The organism is Streptomyces sp. NPDC052114, from assembly GCF_040680155.1.
Taxonomy (GTDB): domain Bacteria; phylum Actinomycetota; class Actinomycetes; order Streptomycetales; family Streptomycetaceae; genus Streptomyces.
Genome location: NZ_JBFAWC010000037.1, coordinates 1 through 17,992, shown reverse-complemented (window position 1 = coordinate 17,992; position 17,992 = coordinate 1). Strand labels below are relative to the sequence as shown.

The window sequence follows — 17,992 nt, the reverse complement described above, 5'->3', positions numbered from 1 at the left end:
CTGTTCCGCACCGGCGTCCCGGCCAGCATTGCTCACCTCCGCCGCTCGGCGAGGCACGGCGGGCCGCACCCGGAGAAGACCGACCGACCTTCTTCGCACCCTTCACAGGAATGAGGAGACGCTCATGGCACAGGCAGCGACGGCGGCACAGTCCGGCACGGACGGGTCCGGCGGGAAGCGGGCCGGTACGGATCAGGCCGCGGCGGCCGCGGCCCTGGCCGGGCGGTGGGCGAGCGACCCGCGCTGGGCGGGCATCGAGCGCACCTACACCGCCGAGGACGTGATCCGCCTGTCCGGCAGCGTCCGCGAGGAGCACACCCTCGCCCGACGCGGCGCCGAGCGGCTCTGGCGGCAGCTGCACGAGCGCGACTACGTCCACGCCCTGGGCGCCCTCACCGGCGGGCAGGCGGTGCAGCAGGTGAAGGCGGGGCTCCAGGCGATCTACCTGTCGGGCTGGCAGGTCGCCGCCGACGCCAACCAGGCCGGGCACACCTATCCCGACCAGAGCCTCTACCCGGTCAACTCCGTGCCGCAGGTGGTCCGTCGCATCAACAACGCGCTGCTGCGCGCCGACCAGATCGCGACGGCCGAGGGCGCGGGGGACACCACCGACTGGCTCGCCCCGGTCGTGGCCGACGCGGAGGCCGGGTTCGGCGGCCCGCTCAACGCCTTCGAGCTCACCAAGGCGATGATCGCCGCGGGTGCCGCCGGCATCCACTACGAGGACCAGCTCGCCTCGGAGAAGAAGTGCGGCCACCTCGGCGGCAAGGTCCTCGTGCCCACCGCCCAGCACATCCGCACCCTCAACGCGGCCCGCCTGGCGGCCGACATCGCCGATGTGCCCACCCTGATCGTCGCCCGCACGGACGCCCTCGCCGCGACCCTGCTGACCAGCGACGTCGACGAGCGGGACGCCGAGTTCGTCACGGGCGAGCGGACGGCGGAGGGCTTCTACCAGGTGCGCAACGGCATGGCGCCCGTCATCGCGCGCGGCCTCGCCTACGCCCCGTACGCCGATCTCATCTGGGTGGAGACCGGCACCCCGGACCTGGCGCAGGCCCGCGAGTTCGCCGAGGCGATCCACGCCGAGCACCCCGACCAGATGCTCGCCTACAACTGCTCGCCGTCCTTCAACTGGAAGGCGGCCCTCGACGACGACCAGATCGCGAAGTTCCAGCGGGAGCTGGCGGCGATGGGCTACCGCTTCCAGTTCATCACGCTGGCCGGCTTCCACTCCCTCAACCACGGCATGTTCGACCTCGCCCGCGGTTACGCGGAGTCCGGCATGACCGCCTATGTCGACCTGCAGGAGCGGGAGTTCGCCGCGCAGGAGCACGGCTTCACCGCGGTCAGGCACCAGCGCGAGGTCGGCACCGGCTACTTCGACCTGGTCTCCACCGCCGTCAACCCCGCCTCCTCCACCACCGCGCTCTCGGGCTCCACCGAGGAGGAGCAGTTCCACTGAGGGCTCCGCCGGACGGCCGGGACGAGCGCAGCCGCCGGCCGTCCGTGGCTGATCGCGCGGTGCCCCGCGCCCCGTCCCGGGGCGCGGTCCCTTGAAGAGACCTGCCTGCCCACGAGGAGGCCCGTATGCCCACCACCACCCTGAGCGGCCGCGTCGAGGTCCTCGCCCCCGACGCCGGCCGTGTCCAGGCCTTGCGCCCCGGCCTCCGCAGGCGTACGCGCCCGCGGGACCGGCACGGGGAGATCCTCACCCCCGAGGCCCTGGACTTCATCGGCCGTCTCGACGAGGCCTTCGCCCACCGGCGCCTGGAGGTCCTCGCCGAGCGGCGGCGCCGCGCCGCACGCCTGACCTCCGGCGACCGGCTGCCCGACTTCTCCCTCGCCACCTCCGCCGTCCGGGCCGACCCCGGCTGGCGGGTCGCACCGCCCGCGCCCGGTCTGACCGACCGCCGCGTCGAGATCACCGGACCGCCCGACCGCCGCACGATCGTCGACGCCCTCAACTCCGGGGCGCGCGTGTGGGTGGCCGACTTCGCGGACGCCACCGCGCCCACCTGGGAGAACATCATCGGAGGCCAGCTCGGCCTGCTCGACGCCACCGAACGGCGCATCGACTTCGCCACGCCCGAGGGCAAGGAGTACCGGCTCGGCGAACAGGACCGGCTCGCGACCGTCGTCGTCCGGCCCCGGGGCTGGCACCTGACGGAGGACCACCTGCGCGTCGAAGGACGCCCGGTCTCCGCCTCCCTGGTCGACTTCGGCCTGTACTTCTTCCACTGCGCCCGGCGCCGGATCGAGGCGGGCCAGGGGCCCTACTTCTCCCTGGCCCAGCTGGAGAACCGCGACGACGCCCGGCTGTGGAACGACGTCTTCGTCCTCGCCCAGGAACTGCTCGGCATCCCCCGCGGGACGATCCGCGCCACCGTCGTCGTCGAGACGGTCACGGCCGCCTTCGAGATGGAGGAGATCCTCTACCAGCTGCGCGAGCACAGCGCCGGGCTCGCCGTGGGCCACCCGGGCCACCTCGCCGGCTTCGTGCGGAACTTCCCCCACCGGCCCGACTTCGTCCTCCCGGACCGGACGGCCACCACCACGACGGCGCCCTTCCTGCGCGCCTGGACCGATCTGCTGGTGCACACCTGCCACAAGCGCGGCGCCCACGCGATCGGCGGCACCGCCGACCGGCTGCCCCACCGCGACCCGGCCGCGCACGAGGCGGCACTGGCCGAGGTGCGCCTGGCCAAGGAGCAGGAGGCCGAGGCGGGCTTCGACGGCTCCCGGGTCGCCCACCCCGCCCTCGTCCCCGTCTGCCGGGAGGTCTTCGACGGCGTCCTGGCCGACCGGCCCCACCAGCTCGAACGCGCCCGGGACGACGTGCACGTCACCGCCGCCGACCTGCTCGCCGTCCGCCGCGCCGCGGGCCCGCCCACCGGCGAGGGCGTGCGCGGCGACATCGCGGTCGCCCTGCGGTACTTCGACGCCTGGCTGCGCGGCCACGGAGTGATCGCCGCACACGGCCGGGCCGCGGACGCGCAGGCCGCCGAACTCGCCCGCTGCCGGCTCTGGCAGCGCGTGCGCCACGGCGCCGTCGACCGCGACACGGTCGCCCGCCTGCTCGACGCGGAGTGCGCGGCCCTGACCCGGGAGCAGCCGGGCGCGCTCGCCGCCGAGGCCCGCGTGATCCTCGAACGGACGGCACTGGCACGGGAGTTGCCCGCGTTCTTCGCCACCGACGCGGCGACCCGCCGTCTCGCCCGCCGCCAGGAGGTGCGGTCATGAGCGCGACTCCTCCCGCGCGGCTCCCCGCGCACGCCCCTCTCCACAGGGTCGGCGTCGTGGGCGGCGGCCGGATGGGTGCCGGAATCGCCGAGGTCTGTGCCCGCGCGGGACTCGACACCGTCGTGTGCGAGGCCGACGCCACAGCGGCCCGTGCCGCCCGCGAGCGGGTGGCCGTCTCCCTCGAACGCGCCGTCCAGCGAGGCAAGGTGGACCGCCTCTCCGCGGAGGACGCCGAGGCCAGGACGGTCTTCACCAGCAGCCTCGACGACCTGGCCGACCGGCAGCTCGTCATCGAGGCGATCGTCGAGGACGCGGACGCCAAGACGGAGGTCTTCGCCGCGCTCGACAAGGTCGTCGAGGATCCGGAGGCGATCCTCGCCACCAACACCTCCGCCATCCCGGTCATGCGTCTGGGCATGGCCACCCGCCGCGCGGACCGGGTGCTCGGGCTGCACTTCTTCAACCCGGTCCCCGTGCTGCCCCTGGTGGAGGTCGTGGCCTCCCTGCACACCGCCCCGCACGCCGTCGCCGCCGTCACGGAGTTCGCCACCGGGACGCTGGGCAAGACGGCCGTCCACTCGCGGGACCGCGCGGGCTTCGTGGTCAATGCCCTGCTGATCCCGTATGTCCTCTCGGCGGTCCGCATGGCCGAGTCCGGCTTCGCCACCGCCGCCGACGTCGACGCGGGCATGGAGCTGGGCTGCGCCCACCCCATGGGACCGCTCAGGCTGGCGGACCTGATCGGCCTCGACACGGTCGCCTCCATCGCGCGGTCGCTGTACGAGGAGTTCAAGGAACCCCTGTACGCGCCGCCGCCGTTGCTGCTGCGCATGGTCGAGGCGGGACTGCTCGGCCGCAAGACGGGCCGCGGCTTCCACGCCTACGCGTAGGTGCCGCGGCAGCCGCGGCGACGTACCGCCACCGCGGCTTCCGTGTCCACGCACGGGCTCTGAACAGGGGCGTACGCCGTGGTGGTGTGCGCTCGCGCGTGCCACCGCTGCGACCGTTGTGCAAGTTGTCAGGCGGATCAGTTGCGCACTAATGTCACCACGCCTTGGTGAACGGGAAATCCGGTGTGATGCCGGTGCGGCCCTCGCCACTGTGATCGGGAAGTCCGGCTCCAGCCCTCGCGGCAGCCACTGGGCGCTCACGCGCCCGGGAAGGCGGAGTCGGTCGGTGGGACCCGTCAGCCAGGAGACCGGCCAAGGCGCGTTGTCCATCCACGAGGTGCTGGAGAGGGTCTGCTGAGCCATGCACATAGCCGAGGGATTTCTCCCGCCGGCGCACGCCGTCGCCTGGGGTGTCGCGTCCGCGCCGTTCGTCGTCCACGGAGTCCGCTCCCTGACGCGTGAGGTCAAGGAACACCCGGAGAGCACCCTGCTCCTGGGTGCGTCCGGAGCCTTCACTTTTGTCCTGTCCGCCCTGAAGATTCCCTCGGTGACGGGCAGTTGCTCCCATCCGACGGGCACGGGGCTGGGCGCCATCCTGTTCCGGCCGCCGATCATGACGGTGCTCGGCACCATCACTCTGCTCTTCCAGGCCCTGCTGCTCGCCCACGGCGGGCTCACCACGCTGGGCGCGAATGTGTTCTCGATGGCGATCGTCGGGCCCTGGGCCGGATACGCCGTCTACCGGCTCCTGAAGCGGTACGACGTGCCGCTGATGGTCGCCGTCTTCTTCGGCGCGTTCGTCGCCGACCTGTCCACGTACTGCGTCACCAGCGTCCAGCTGGCCCTGGCGTTCCCGGACCCCGGCAGCGGATTCCTCGGGGCGCTGGGCAAGTTCGGCGGGATCTTCGCGGTCACGCAGATCCCCCTCGCGGTCAGCGAGGGACTGCTCACCGTCCTCGTGATGCGGCTGCTGGTGCAGTCCAGCAAGGGCGAACTGACGCGGCTCGGCGTCCTCCTGCAACGCAAGCAGCAGGACGCGGGCGCGCGGACGCGGACGGACGAGGAGGCGCCGGCACAGAGCACGACGCCGGCGGAGACGAAGTCGGAGGCCAGCGCCTGATGAGCCGGAACACGAAGATCAACATCCTGCTTCTCGTCGTCGTCGCCGCGCTCGCGGTGTTCCCGCTGGCGCTCGGCATGGGGGACCACAAGAAGGAGCCGTTCACCGGCGCCGACGCCCAGGCCGAGACGGCGATCACCGAGCTGAAGCCCGACTACGAGCCCTGGTTCTCGCCGCTGTACGAACCCCCCTCCGGGGAGGTCGAATCGGCGCTGTTCGCCCTCCAGGCGGCGATCGGCGCGGGCGTCCTCGCGTACTACTTCGGGCTGCGCAGGGGGCGCCGCCAGGGCGCGGAGCGCGCACGGGCCGAGGAAGTGGCGGACCCGGTGAGCGGCGCGGAGAGCACCCGGACCGACTCCGAAAAGGTCTGACCCGGGGTGCTGCCCATCGACGCGGCGGCGCACAGCAGCCACTGGCGCCGCCGCCACCCCGTGGACAAGGCCGTGCTCGGGCTCGGCCTCACCGTCCTCGCGATCTCCCTGCCCCCCTGGCCGGGAGCCGTCCTGGTGCTGACCGCCGCGCTCGCGGTGCTGCTCGGACCGGCGGGCGTGCCGCCGCGCAAGCTCTGGCGCGCCTACCGCGTGCCGCTCGGCTTCTGCGTCACCGGCGCCCTGACCCTGCTCGTCCAGGTGGGCGGCCCCGACGGGTTCGTGACGCTCGCCGACGGCGGTCCCGCGCGGGCCGGCGGGCTGCTGCTGCGCACCTCGGCGGCCTCGCTCGGCGTGCTCCTGTTCGCCTTCACCACACCGATGTCGGACCTGCTGCCGCGCCTGGTCAAGGCGGGCGTGCCCGCACCGGTCGTGGACGTGGCGCTCGTGACGTACCGGATGAGCTTCCTGCTCCTGGACTCCATGAGCCGGATCCGGCAGGCGCAGGCGGCCCGCCTCGGCCACACCACCCGGGCCGCCACCTGGCGCTCCCTCGCCGGGCTCGGCGCCACCGCGTTCGTGCGGGCCTTCGACCGGGCGAGCCGGCTCCAGGCCGGGCTCGCCGGACGCGGCTACGACGGCACCCTGCGGGTGCTCGTGCCCGAGGCCCGGATCTCCCGGCCGTTCGTGGCCGCGAGCGCGGCCCTTCTCGTGGGCCTGGCGGCCCTCACCCTCGTACTGGAAAGGTTCCTGCCATGAGCGAGCCGCGTGCTCTTCGCGAGCCGGGCGCTCCCACGGAGGCGGGCGAGGCGCTGGTCTCCCTGCGCGATGCCTCCTACGCGTACGAGGACGGGCCCACCGTGCTCAGCGGCCTCGACTTCGACGTCGTGGCGGGCCGCGCCCTCGCCCTGCTCGGACGCAACGGCAGCGGCAAGACCACGCTGATGCGGCTGCTCAGCGGCGGGCTGCGGCCGGACCGGGGCGGGCTGACGGTCGACGGCCTCCCGGTGACGTACGACCGCAAGGGGCTGACGCGGCTGCGGACCACCGTCCAGCTGGTCGTGCAGGACCCGGACGACCAGCTGTTCGCCGCCTCGGTCGAACAGGACGTGTCCTTCGGCCCGTTGAACCTCGGCCTGCCCGACGCGGAGGTCCGGGCGCGCGTCGCCGAGGCGCTCGCCGCGCTCGACATCACCGCGCTGGCCGACCGGCCCACCCATCTGCTCTCCTACGGCCAGCGCAAGCGGACCGCCATCGCCGGCGCGGTCGCGATGCGTCCCCGCGTGCTGATCCTCGACGAGCCGACCGCCGGACTCGACCCCGACGGCCAGGAACGCCTCCTGGCGACCCTGGGCCGACTGCGGGAGGCCGGGACCACCGTGGTCATGGCGACCCACGACGTGGACCTCGCCCTGCGCTGGGCCGACGACGCGGCGCTGCTCACGCCCTCGGGGGTATGCGCAGGGCCGGTGGCGCGGATGCTCGCCGAACGGGACCTGCTCGCCCGGGCCGGCCTGACGCTGCCGTGGGGGATCGCCGTCGCGGAGCTCCTGCGGGCGCACGGCCTGCACGACGGTGCGGGCCACGGGCCGCGCACCCCGGAGGAGTTGGCCGCCCTCGCGGCACGCGACGACCAGTGATCATGGTTACAGCGGGAAGGGGTGGCCGGTTCGGGACGCCGGGCGTACTCTTCACCTTGCTTCGTGTGTTGACGAAGTGACAACTGAATGCATGCGCGACTGGGGAAAGCCGGTGAGAATCCGGCGCTGACCTGCAACCGTGAGCGGCGCTCGACGCCGTGAGCCGGATCGCCCGACGCGACATGTGCACTGCTTCTCACTGTCATGGTCTGCAGCGTGGAGCCCTGAGCCCCCGGTTCATCGGCCCCTGCCGCTTCCGCACGGAACGCGCGTCAGGGGTTTGTTGCGCGGCACGGGCATGTCGGGGTCCTGGTGCGGCCCCGGCCCGAAGGACCCGAAATGGCCCGTTCGTTACGCGTGTTCGCCGCTGCCCTCGGCCTGCTCCTGTCCGCCGTCGCGCTCGGCCTCGGCGCGGCACCGGACACCGCGAGCGCCCTGGACACCGGGCGCGGCCGCGCCGGATTCTGCCCGGACGCGAACGGGGTGACCGTGGTCGTCGACTTCCGCGAGCTGGGCGGCACGACCATCGTGCGCTGCGCCGTGGGCAGCCAGGCCAGCGGGCTCGCCGCGCTGAAGGCGGCCGGGATCGACGTGACCGGCACCAACCGGTGGGGCGAGTCCTTCATCTGTCGCCTGGAGGGCAGCCCGGGGCCCGACCGCGAACCGTGCGTCGACACCCCGCCCACCAAGGCGTACTGGTCGTACTGGCACGCCCCCAACGGCGGCGCGTGGACCTACAGCCAGCAGGGCGCGACCTACCGCACCCCGCCGACCGGCAGCTTCGAGGGCTGGTCGTTCTCCCTCGACCGCGAGCAGGACGAGGCACCGTCGCCCAGGGTCGCGCCGAAGCGGCCGCCGGGCTCGGGCTCCGGCTCGGGCGGGACCGGTGGGTCGGGCGGATCGGGGTCCTCGGGCGGAGGCGGTAACTCCGGTGGGGAGCAGGGCGGTTCGCAGGGCGGCGGCGCCGAGGTCGGATCCGGTGGCGCGGGACCCGGAGCGGGGGCCGGACAGGACGGCGCCGCGCGCCCCGGCGATCGGCCCGAGCGGCACCCCTCCGAGGACAAGGACAAGGACGAGAAGAAGAAGGAAAAGAAGAGCAAGAAGGGCGAGGACGGCAAGGACAAGAAGTCCGCGACGCCCGGCCCGTCCGCGTCCGGGTCGCCGAGCCCGGTGATCACGCCCAGCGAGGCCGCCGACTGGACCGGCGGCGACGACAGGCGCACGGTCGAGACCGCCGCGTCCTCCGGCGCGCCGACCGGCACCCTGATCGGCATCGCCGCCGCCGTACTGCTCGCCGCGGGCGCCGGAGCCACGGCCTGGCGCCGCAAGCGGGCGGCGCGCGCGGACGGTTCCGGGTGAGCGCCGCCCTCGGGCACCGCGCGCTGCCGCGCGCGGTGCACCCCGGCGCCTGGTGGCTGTGGGCGCTGGGCATGGCCGCGGCCGCGAGCCGCACCGCCAACCCCGTCCTGCTGGTGATGATCCTCGCCGTCGTGGCCTTCGTCGTGGTGCGCAGGCGCGGTGACGCGCCCTGGGCGCTGGCGTTCCGGATGTACCTGGTGCTCGGCGCGTTCATCGTGACGACACGCGTGGTGTTCCGGATCGTCTTCGGCGGCGGCCAGGGCGACACGGTCCTGTTCACGCTGCCGCAGATCACCCTGCCCGAAGCGGCCGCGGGAATCCGCCTGTTGGGGCCCGTCGCCGCCGAACAGCTCCTCGGCGGGTTCTACGACGGCCTGCGCCTGGCCACCATGGTCATCTGCGTCGGCGCGGCGAACGCCCTGGCCAACCCCAAGCGGATGCTCAAGGCGCTGCCGGGCGCCCTCTACGAGGTCGGCACGTCCGTCGTCGTCACCCTGACCGTCGCGCCACAGCTGGTCGAGAGCGTGCAACGGGTGCGCAGGGCACGGCGGTTGCGCGGCGGCGGCCGGACCAGGGGCGTCCGCGCCCTGCACGGCATCGTCATCCCCGTCCTCGAAGACGCGATGAACCGCTCATTGGCCCTGGCCGCCGCGATGGCCTCGCACGGCTACGGCCACACCGGCAGGATCGCCCCGCGGACCCGGCTGCTCACCGGCACCCTCGTCCTGGGCGGCCTGCTCGGCGTCTGCGCCGGCCTGTACGGAGCGATGGGCGCGAGCACGCCCCCGTACCTGGGAGCGCCGCTGCTCCTGGCCGGACTCGCCCTGGCGGGCTGCGGGTTCGTGCTCGGCGGCCGTCGGGTGCGGCGCAGCGGCTACCGCCCCGACCGCTGGCGGACGGCCGAACTCCTCGTGGCGGCCTGCGGGGTGGCTTCGGCGATCCTGCTCTACGCGGCCTCGCGGACGGACGCCGCGTCGCTGTACCCCTCGCTGCCCCCGCTCGCCTGGCCCGAGGTGGCGGCACTCCCCGCCCTCGCCGTACTGGTCGGTGTCGGGCCCGCGTACCTGGCACCGGAACCTCCCGCGTCGTCCGACCCCGCACCCGATCCGGTGCCCCATCAGCCCCTGGAGGTGACCGCGTGATCGACTTCGACGAGGTCACCTTCCGCTACCCGGACGCCCGGGAACCCGCCCTGCGCGGTGTGGACCTGCACATCGGCGAGGGCGAGCTGTGCCTGGTCACCGGGCGCACCGGCGTGGGCAAGTCCACGCTGCTCGGCGCGGTGAACGGCCTGGTGCCCCGCTTCACCGGCGGCCATCTGCGCGGCCGGGTGGCGGTCGACGGAGTGAGCACGGCGACCGCGGCCCCGCAGGAGTTCGCCGCGCTCGTCGGCGTCGTCGGCCAGGACCCGCTCGCGGGGTTCGTCACCGACACCGTCGAGGAGGAACTGGCCTACTGCATGGAGCAGTTGGCCGTACCGCCGGACGTGATGCGCAAGCGCGTCGAGGAGACCCTCGACCTGCTGGGCATCGCCGCCCTGCGCCGGCGCGCCCTGCGCACCCTGTCCGGCGGACAGCAGCAGCGCGTGGCGATCGGGTCCGTCCTGACCGCGCACCCCAAGGTGCTGGTCCTCGACGAGCCGACCTCGGCGCTCGATCCGACGGCCGCCGAGGAGGTGCTCGCGGCGATCACCCGGCTGGTGCACGACCTCGGCACGACCGTGCTGGTCGCCGAGCACCGCATGGAACGCGTCCTGCAGTACGCGGACCGGCTCGTGCACCTGCCGGGCGACGGGCACGTGGTGGCGGGCGACCCCGCCGACCTGATGCGCGCCTCGGACGTGGCGCCGCCCGTCGTACGCCTGGGCAGGCTGGCCGGCTGGGACCCGCTGCCGCTGTCGGTGCGCGACGCGCGCCGCAAGGCCGCGCCCCTGCGGGAACGGCTCGCGGACCGCACACCACCCCGATCCGACGCGGACCCGGGCGAGGCGGCGCTCACGGGCCGCCGGATCACCGTCGCATACGACCGGACCGTCGCCGTGCGCGAGGTGGACCTGACCCTGGCGCGCGGCCGGGTCACCGCCCTCATGGGCCGCAACGGCTCCGGCAAGTCCTCGCTCCTGTGGGCCCTGCAGGGCTCGGGGCCGCGCCGCTCGGGCACCGTCGAGGTGCGCGGACAGGACCCGGGCGAGCTGTCGGCCCGCAGGGCGCGCGCCCTGGTCGGGCTGGTGCCGCAGACCGCGAGCGACCTCCTCTACCGCGAGACCGTCGACGCCGAGTGCGCCCAGGCCGACGCCGACGCGGACGCCCCCGCGGGCACCGCGCGCACCTTGCTCGACACCTTGGCCCCCGGCATCCCGGGGGAACGCCATCCGCGTGATCTGTCCGAGGGGCAGCAACTCGCCCTCGTGCTCGCCGTGCAGCTCGCCGCCGCCCCCGAGGTCGTCCTCCTCGACGAGCCGACCCGCGGCCTCGACTACCACGCCAAGGAGGCCTTCGCGGGCCTCGTGCGCCGCCTCGCCGACGAGGGCCGTGCGGTCGTGGTGGCGACCCACGACGTCGAGTTCACCGCACGGGCCGCCGACCGGGTGGTCGTGATGGCCGAGGGCGAGATCGTCGCCGACGGGCCGACCCGTGACGTCGTGGTCTCCTCGCCCGCCTTCGCCCCGCAGGTCGCCAAGGTCCTCAGCCCGCAGGAGTGGCTGACCGTGGAGCAGGTCCGGCACGCCCTGGAGGCCGTATGACCCGCAGAGGCCGTGGAGGTCGCGTGTCTTCACGGGACGGGTGTTCCGAGCGTGGCGTGCGGGTGCTCTGGCGGGACGGGCGTTCCGAGCGCGGCGCGCGGGTGCCCGCGCTGCCGGTCGGAGCCCGCAGCGCCGCCGTGCTGACGCTCGCGAGCGCGGCCGGGCTCGCCATGTTCTTCTGGCCGTTGTTCGTGGCGCCGCGCCCCGAGGCGGCCGCGCACAGCGCCGACGCCCCGCTCCTGTTCGTCCTGACCATGCCGGTGCTGCTCGCCGTGGTGCTCGCCGAGATGTCGTCCGGCGGCATCGACACGAAGGCCCTCGCGATGCTCGGCGTGCTGTCGGCGGTCAACGCGGGGCTGCGGCCGCTGGGCGCGGGCACCGCGGGCATCGAGACGGTGTTCTTCCTGCTGGTCCTGGCGGGCCGCGTGTTCGGACCCGGGTTCGGCTTCGTGCTCGGGGCGACCTCGCTGTTCGCCTCGGCGCTGCTGACCGCCGGGGTCGGGCCGTGGCTGCCGTTCCAGATGATCGCCTCCGGGTGGATCGGGCTCGGCGCCGGACTGCTGCCCCGGCGGCTCACGGGCCGGGCGGAGATCGCTCTGCTGGCCGTCTACGGCGTCCTCGTGGCGTACGTCTTCGGCTTCCTGATGAACATGTGGTTCTGGCCCTTCACCGCGGGCACCGACACCCAGCTCTCGTTCGTCGCGGGCGACCCGGTCACCGAGAACCTGCACCGCTTCGCCGTCTTCACCCTGGTCACCTCGACCTTCGGCTGGGACACCGGACGCGCGCTGACCAATCTGATCGCGATCGTCGCCCTGGGGCCCGCCGTCCTCGCGGTCCTGCGCAGGGCCGCGCGGCGCGCCGCCTTCGACGCGCCGGTCACCTTCGAGGCGCCCGTTCCGCCCGGCGCGGCCGTCGTCTCCGAGGCGCCCGCCGTCCCTGAGGCGCCCGACGTCGTCGACTCGCCCGTCGCCGCCGGCGGAACCGCTGTCCTCGACCCCGCCGGACCACCGGCCGAACCGGCCGCCCCACCTCACGTCCTTCGGACACGTACCAGCAAGGAGAAGACCGACGATGACTCCGTCCCTCAGACCTGGGGCACGGGCGGTGCTGCCCGCCGCCCTCGCCGCCGCGGTGGCGAGCGCCCTGCTGACGCCAGGCCCCGCACGCGCGGCTGACCCCGCCGCACCGGCACTGAAGTCCCCGGCGAACGCCGCCGCGACCTGGATGACGTCCAAGCTGACCGACGGCTCCAACGCCTCCGCCGACCACGGCCTGACCGCGGACGTGGTGATGGGCCTCGCCGCGACCGGAACGGGCGGCGCCGCGCAGAAGAAGGCCACGGACTGGCTCGCCGCCCATGCCGCCGCCTACATCAACCGCGGCACGCCCGGCAAGGTCTTCGCGGGCGGCACCGCCAAGCTCGCCCTGGTCGCCGCCATCGAGGGCCGCGACCCGAAGGACTTCGGCGGGCAGGACCTCACCAAGACGCTGCTCGGCCGGATGCAGGACAGCGGCCGTTTCACCGACGACCTCCCGAACGGCGACGGCTCCAACCAGTTCACCCAGTCGCTCGCCGTCCTCGCCCTCCAGCGCAGCGGCGACCTGCCCGACAAGGCCGTCGACTTCCTCGCCTCGTCCCGCTGCGCCGACGGCGGCTACCCGCTGTTCTTCAAGTCCGACCCGGCCAAGTGCAAGTCCCACACCGACAGCACCGGCCTCGCGGTGCAGGCGCTGCTCGGCGCGGGCCGCACCGCGGACGCCGGGCCCGCGCTGGACTGGCTGGAGAAACAGCAGCTCGCCGACGGCAGCTTCCGCGACAACGGCTTCGGCACGCCGCCGGGCAACTCCAACTCGACGGCCCTGGACGTCCAGGCTCTCGCCGCGGGCGGTCGTGTCGAGGCCGCGGGCAAGGGCATCGCCTGGCTGCGGTCCGTGCAGGTGGGCTGCGGGGGCGCGAGCGCGGACCGGGGCGCGGTCGGCTACTCCGAGCCGAAGGCGGACGGCACCGCGCTGCGGGCCACCGCCCAGGCGGTGCCCGCGCTGACGGGCAAGTCCCTGGCGCAGATCGACGGCAAGGGCGCGTCGAGCGGCCTGGAGCCGGTGGCGTGCTCGCCCGACGGAGGCAGCGGCGGAACGGGCGGAACCGGCGGCACCGGAGGGAGTGGCGGCACCGGTGGGAGCGGCGGCAGTGGCTCCAACGGCGGTACAGAAGGCGGTAGTTCGGGCGGCTCCGGTACCGACGGCGGCACCACGGGCGGCACCGATCCGACGGCCTCCCCGGGCCCGTCCCCGTCCGGCGACGCCTCGGCGTCGGGCGGCTCCCCGAGCGGCGGCGGTACGACGGCCACCGGCGGTACGGGGGGCGGCTCCGGCGACCCGGGCGGCTCGGGTACGACCGGGGACGGCACGGGCGGCGTCACGCCCGCGGGCGGTCTCGCGTCGACCGGCTCCACCGCGCTGCCGCTGGCCGGCGGGGCGGCGGCCCTGCTGGCCGCGGGTGCGGGTGCGGTCGTCCTCGCCCGCAGGCGCCGCGCCACCCGCACCTGACACCACCTCAACCGACCATGTCACCCGCCGGCTTCACCGGCGGACCGGACAGCACCTCACCCCTTGCCCCACCAGCGGAAAGGCACCTCACCATGCGCAGCACCCTGCCCCGAAGAACCGCCCTCCTCGTCGCGGCCGTCGGCCTCACCCTCGGCGCGGCGGCCCCCGCCACCCAGGCCGCCCCCGTCAGGGCCGCGGCCAACGCGCCCATCACGGTCACCCTGACGGTCAAGGGCCCCAACGGCGCGCTCTACGACAGCACCATCAGCACCAAGGGTCACACCGTCACCACCGCATCCGGCGGCACGCACAAGTGCGACGGCACCAACAACGGCGCCAACACCACCGCCGGGGCCACGCCCACCGCCGCCCTGGACGACGCGGCCAAGAAGCAGGGCTTCACCTGGGACGGGACCTGGTACCCGTCGTACGACGACTACTTCGTGACCACCATCGACGGCAAGAACGGCGGCCAGGACGCCTACTGGAACATCTCCGTGAACGGCACCGCCACCCCTGTGGGCGGCTGCCAGTTCCGCATCAAGGCGGGCGACAAGGTCGCCTTCACCTGGACCGAGATGTAGTGGCGGGGGCCCGCCGCCGGCGCCGTGGGGGCGTCGGCGGCAGGTCCGTCAGCAGCGGCGGAACACGTACCCGTCCTCACCGGCGGGCCGCACGTCGCGGTCGCGCAAGGTGAGGGACAGCTCCCCGCCCCAGCTGCGGCAGGCGGCGTCGAAGTCCTTCCGCTCGTACTCGATGTCGAAGACCCGCCCGTCGTACGCGGACGCGTAGTCGGGGCACTCCTTGTAGTGGGCGCACTCCTCGGTCACGGCGAAGTCGAAGCCGATGCGGTCGCGCCGGTCCAGGAGGTCGGTGGTGTTCTTCTGGGCGATGGCCAGGCCCTTGTCGTGGGCGCGGCGGGCCAGGAGCCGGGCGAACTCCGCGGCGTCGTCGGCCGTGAGCAGCCCGTCCGAGCGTTCGTAGGAGTCGAGGTTGTCGGGCTCCACCGCGTCGAATCCCGCCTTCGCGCAGCCGTCGATCCACGCGCCGACGACATCGGCGAGGGCGGCGCGCTTCTTGGCGGTGGAGATGTCCAGCAGAGGCTCCTGCCAGTCCTCGTCGACGACCTCGTGCCCCTCGTCGTCGCGCAGGACCAGGTCGGGGTGCTCGCGCTGCCACCAGCGCGCGGCGTCCTTGCCGGGCTGGGCCTGGAAGGCGTTGACGTAACAGATGTTGTAGAGCCCGGGGACGGGGTCGGCGGTGCGGTCGCGCGAGACGGCGCGCGTCTTGGCCGGGGGCCGGTAGGGGCCGCCCAGCTGGTAGTCGAAGGCGGCGTCGGCCCGCGGGCGGCGGACGTCGTCACCGGCGGGGCGGGCCGTGGACGTGCCGGACTCGGGCCCGCGGGAGTCGGAGGTCCCGCAGGCGGCGAGAGGAACGAGCAGGGCGAGGGCCAGCACACCGAGGGCCCCGGCTCGTGCGGACGCTCGCATGGAGCGGTTCTTGCTGGTAGGCCACTTGATCCCGATCACCCGACCAGGATCTCAGCCCGCGCCGCCGTCGCGTGCGGCGGGCCCGCGAGCAGGGCGGGCCGCGGTCGGCGCGGGCCGAGATCGGGTCGGGGCGTGATCAGGACGGCGTGCGATCAGGCCAGGGCGCGATCAGGACAGGTTCAGGGCCTTGGCGGTCTCCGCGGCCATCCCCGCCTCACCGGCGGCGTTCGGGTGCACGGGGACGAAGTTCGTGCCGAACAGGACGGGTTCGATCCAGCGCTGGTCCGCCGGCTTGCAGGCGTCGTGCGCGTCGGACGCGGCGCCCATGTCCACGTACGTCGCGCCGGTCTCCCCGGCGGCCCGCTGCACCGCGCCGTTCAGGCTCGTCTGCAGGTCGCGCAGATAGGGGACGTCGCCCTCCGCGATGGGCATCTTGGCGAAGCAGCCCGGCACGGACTGGGCCGGCACGATCCACGGGTAGCCGAGGATCGCGACCTTCGCCTTCGGGGACCGGGCCTTGATCTCGTCGAGCGAGGCCTTGAGCGCCGGGTACGTCTTGGACTCGATCTGCTCCTTGAAGGTGTCGCCGTTCTGGTCCTTGCAGGGGCTGCCCTTGCCGCCGGAGAGGACGCCCGCGGTGCCGCAGGCGAGGATCGCGCCGATGAACGTGTTGTTGTCGTTGCCGCCGATGGTGAGCGTCACCAGCTCCGTGTCGCTCTTGAGGGCGTCGAACTGCGGTGCCACGCCCGGGTACTGGGACGTGGTGAAGTCCTTGGTCTGCGCGCCGCCGCAGGTCACGTCGGTGAGCTTCGCGCCGAGCGAGGCCGCGATGAGATGCGGGTAGTTCTTCGACGTGCGGGCGCACAGCAGGGGCGCCCCGGGGTCGAGGGGGAGTACGCCCGAACCGGCGCTGTAACTGTCGCCGAGGGCGACGTAGTTCACGGGGGCGGCGGCGTCGGCCGCGGCCGGTCCCGCGGCGAGGCCGAGGGCGGCGGTGGCGGTGACGGCGGCGAGGGCTGCCGCGGTGCGATGCTGTGCGGGCATCCGCATGAGGGTTCTCCTCCGGGGTGGGGGGCCGGTGGGGCGGGTCGTGAGGGTCGCGCCTGGGCAACGTAGTTGAGGATTCGACGGTTAACTACGCGCGGGGATGCGTGTCCGGTGGAGAAGTTTTGGCATCCGCGTGACAAAGGTGGGCGCCGGGACGGCGGGGGCCGGAGAAACAGTGGCTCATTTCGAGCACTTGGCCGAAAGTGACCGACTGGGGTGCGTGGGTGCGCGCGGGACGGGCAATGGGCGCCGCCGACGCGGTGCGGCGCTTATAACGGACCCAACAAGACGAACTGTCACCAATGGCAAGAGATTTCGTGTCAATGAGGTCAGAACTTGATTGACACCCAAGGTCGTCAGCCGTTTAACTGATCGCCGCCAGGAGTCGATCCCAATGATCTGGCGGGGGAAGTAATCGGATATGGATTTACGACTCGGTCGTCGATTGCGGCGTGCGCCCGGTGCGGGCGCGCCGTCATTAGTGGTCTCGGTCCACTTTGATTTCCACCACCAGGCCGGGCGCTCGGCGCCCCCTGGGCGCTCCCCTGCGCATCTGGCGGCTGAGCTGGTGGCGCTCCCGGCCCGGACGGCCGCCCGGGGCGCTCGGCCCAGCCTGGGATCGACTCTCTTCTTCCGCTGTTCCTGCGGTTTTCTCCGCGCTCCGGCCCTGATGAATTCAGGCGCATGTCGGAGTCATTTCATCCCGTCGAGGGCCAGTCGTCACTGACGCGTCCGTCGGTCGCTTCCTGCTTGATATCCCCATACCCGGGCAATCGCATCCGCCGCAGCGGGCGGTCTGATGTGCCCTCACATGTATGCACACAGCAGATACACAACACATTCGCAACCAATAAGGGGCAGTTCCATGACTGATACCTATGAGCCGAATCTTCTGGATCCCGCGATAATGGCTGATCTTCGGGGTGAGTTCGGGCGGTTGCGGGATCAGTCGTCGGTGTGGCGGGGCTGGGCGATGGACGGCACCCCGGCCTGGTACGTGACCGGGGCGGCCGAGGTCCGCACGGTGCTGAGCGATCCGCGGTTCGCCACCCGGCAGGCGCCGCAGGAGGGCGTCGAGGACCCGCTGATCCGCAACCTGACGGCGCTGGGCATCCCCGAGGACCTGATGGTCTACGTCACCGGGATGCTGATCAACTTCTCCGGGGCGGAGCACGCCCGGCTGCGCAAGCTGGTCTCCTACGCCTTCACCGCGCGGCGGGTGACCGGGCTGCGGCCGCGCATCGAGGAGATCGTGGACCGGCTCCTGGACGACATCGACGCGGCCGCGGCCGGCCCGGATCCGGTGGACCTGATCGAGGCGTTCGCCTACCCGGTGCCGATCGCGGTGATCTGCGAGCTGGTCGGGGTGCCCGAGAGCGACCGGCCGGCCTGGCGCGAGTGGGGCGACGCGCTGGTCTCCATGAGCCCGGACCGCACCCCCCACGCCCTGCGCTCGATGGTCGAGCAGGTCAAGGACCTGGTCAAACGCCGCCGGGCCACCCCCGCCGACGACCTGATCACCGCCCTGCTCAGGGCCCAGGC

General features: G+C 73.4%; 15 protein-coding genes, 1 pseudogene and 2 riboswitches. Of the genes and pseudogenes, 14 read left to right on the top strand and 2 right to left on the bottom strand.

Annotated features, from left to right (window positions below):
* Positions 1–124: 124 nt before the first annotated feature.
* From aceA to AB0L89_RS40570, 13 genes are all read left to right on the top strand, one after another.
* Positions 125–1,465 carry an isocitrate lyase gene (gene aceA, locus AB0L89_RS40630; RefSeq protein WP_365152955.1) on the top strand — a complete coding sequence of 447 codons (1,341 nt, stop codon included), beginning with the start codon at positions 125–127 and terminating at the stop codon, positions 1,463–1,465.
* Between the two features lie 125 nt (positions 1,466–1,590).
* Complete coding sequence (locus AB0L89_RS40625; protein WP_365152953.1) at positions 1,591–3,243, top strand: malate synthase A; 1,653 nt, start codon at positions 1,591–1,593, stop codon at positions 3,241–3,243.
* On the top strand, positions 3,240–4,133 hold the full coding sequence (locus tag AB0L89_RS40620) for a 3-hydroxybutyryl-CoA dehydrogenase (RefSeq protein WP_365152951.1): 894 nt from the start codon (positions 3,240–3,242) through the stop codon (positions 4,131–4,133). Before AB0L89_RS40625 ends, AB0L89_RS40620 begins: the two co-directional genes overlap by 4 nt.
* A 148-nt stretch (positions 4,134–4,281) precedes the next feature.
* A riboswitch (cobalamin riboswitch) is annotated at positions 4,282–4,465 on the top strand.
* 29 nt (positions 4,466–4,494) lie between these two features.
* Complete coding sequence (locus tag AB0L89_RS40615; protein ID WP_365152949.1) at positions 4,495–5,253, top strand: energy-coupling factor ABC transporter permease; 759 nt, start codon at positions 4,495–4,497, stop codon at positions 5,251–5,253.
* Positions 5,253–5,624: an energy-coupling factor ABC transporter substrate-binding protein gene (locus tag AB0L89_RS40610; protein WP_365152947.1), complete on the top strand. Its 372-nt coding sequence runs from the start codon at positions 5,253–5,255 to the stop codon at positions 5,622–5,624. The genes AB0L89_RS40615 and AB0L89_RS40610 overlap by 1 nt, the downstream gene beginning before the upstream one ends.
* Before the next feature lie 6 nt (positions 5,625–5,630).
* Complete coding sequence (cbiQ, locus tag AB0L89_RS40605; protein WP_365152945.1) at positions 5,631–6,380, top strand: cobalt ECF transporter T component CbiQ; 750 nt, start codon at positions 5,631–5,633, stop codon at positions 6,378–6,380.
* Positions 6,377–7,261, top strand: a complete 885-nt coding sequence (locus AB0L89_RS40600; protein ID WP_365152943.1) for an ATP-binding cassette domain-containing protein — start codon at positions 6,377–6,379, stop codon at positions 7,259–7,261. Before cbiQ ends, AB0L89_RS40600 begins: the two co-directional genes overlap by 4 nt.
* A gap of 49 nt (positions 7,262–7,310) precedes the next feature.
* A riboswitch (cobalamin riboswitch) is annotated at positions 7,311–7,456 on the top strand.
* Between the two features lie 144 nt (positions 7,457–7,600).
* Entirely contained in the window at positions 7,601–8,620 is a 1,020-nt protein-coding gene (locus AB0L89_RS40595; RefSeq protein WP_365152940.1) for a hypothetical protein, read from the top strand.
* Complete coding sequence (locus AB0L89_RS40590) at positions 8,617–9,762, top strand: CbiQ family ECF transporter T component (protein WP_365152938.1); 1,146 nt, start codon at positions 8,617–8,619, stop codon at positions 9,760–9,762. Before AB0L89_RS40595 ends, AB0L89_RS40590 begins: the two co-directional genes overlap by 4 nt.
* On the top strand, positions 9,759–11,363 hold the full coding sequence (locus tag AB0L89_RS40585; RefSeq protein ID WP_365152936.1) for an ATP-binding cassette domain-containing protein: 1,605 nt from the start codon (positions 9,759–9,761) through the stop codon (positions 11,361–11,363). The genes AB0L89_RS40590 and AB0L89_RS40585 overlap by 4 nt, the downstream gene beginning before the upstream one ends.
* Positions 11,364–11,386: 23 nt before the next feature.
* Positions 11,387–12,541 (top strand): ECF transporter S component, encoded by a 1,155-nt coding sequence (locus AB0L89_RS40580; RefSeq protein ID WP_365152934.1) that lies wholly within the window; start codon positions 11,387–11,389, stop codon positions 12,539–12,541.
* On the top strand, positions 12,438–13,913 hold the full coding sequence (locus AB0L89_RS40575; RefSeq protein ID WP_365152932.1) for a hypothetical protein: 1,476 nt from the start codon (positions 12,438–12,440) through the stop codon (positions 13,911–13,913). The genes AB0L89_RS40580 and AB0L89_RS40575 overlap by 104 nt, the downstream gene beginning before the upstream one ends.
* 92 nt (positions 13,914–14,005) lie before the next feature.
* A complete protein-coding gene (locus AB0L89_RS40570) occupies positions 14,006–14,497 on the top strand; it encodes a DUF4430 domain-containing protein (protein ID WP_365152930.1) in 492 nt (163 codons plus the stop codon).
* A 48-nt stretch (positions 14,498–14,545) separates the two neighbouring features.
* On the opposite strand, the gene AB0L89_RS40565 is transcribed toward AB0L89_RS40570, so the two are convergent.
* Both AB0L89_RS40565 and AB0L89_RS40560 read right to left on the bottom strand, forming a co-directional pair.
* Positions 14,546–15,403 carry an endo alpha-1,4 polygalactosaminidase gene (locus AB0L89_RS40565; protein WP_365152928.1) on the bottom strand — a complete coding sequence of 286 codons (858 nt, stop codon included), beginning with the start codon at positions 15,401–15,403 and terminating at the stop codon, positions 14,546–14,548.
* A 168-nt stretch (positions 15,404–15,571) separates the two neighbouring features.
* Positions 15,572–16,447 (bottom strand): SGNH/GDSL hydrolase family protein, encoded by an 876-nt coding sequence (locus AB0L89_RS40560; RefSeq protein ID WP_365152926.1) that lies wholly within the window; start codon positions 16,445–16,447, stop codon positions 15,572–15,574.
* Between the two features lie 910 nt (positions 16,448–17,357).
* Between AB0L89_RS40560 and AB0L89_RS40555 the strand changes: the two are divergent.
* Positions 17,358–17,992: pseudogene (locus AB0L89_RS40555) on the top strand (cytochrome P450); the annotation flags it as partial.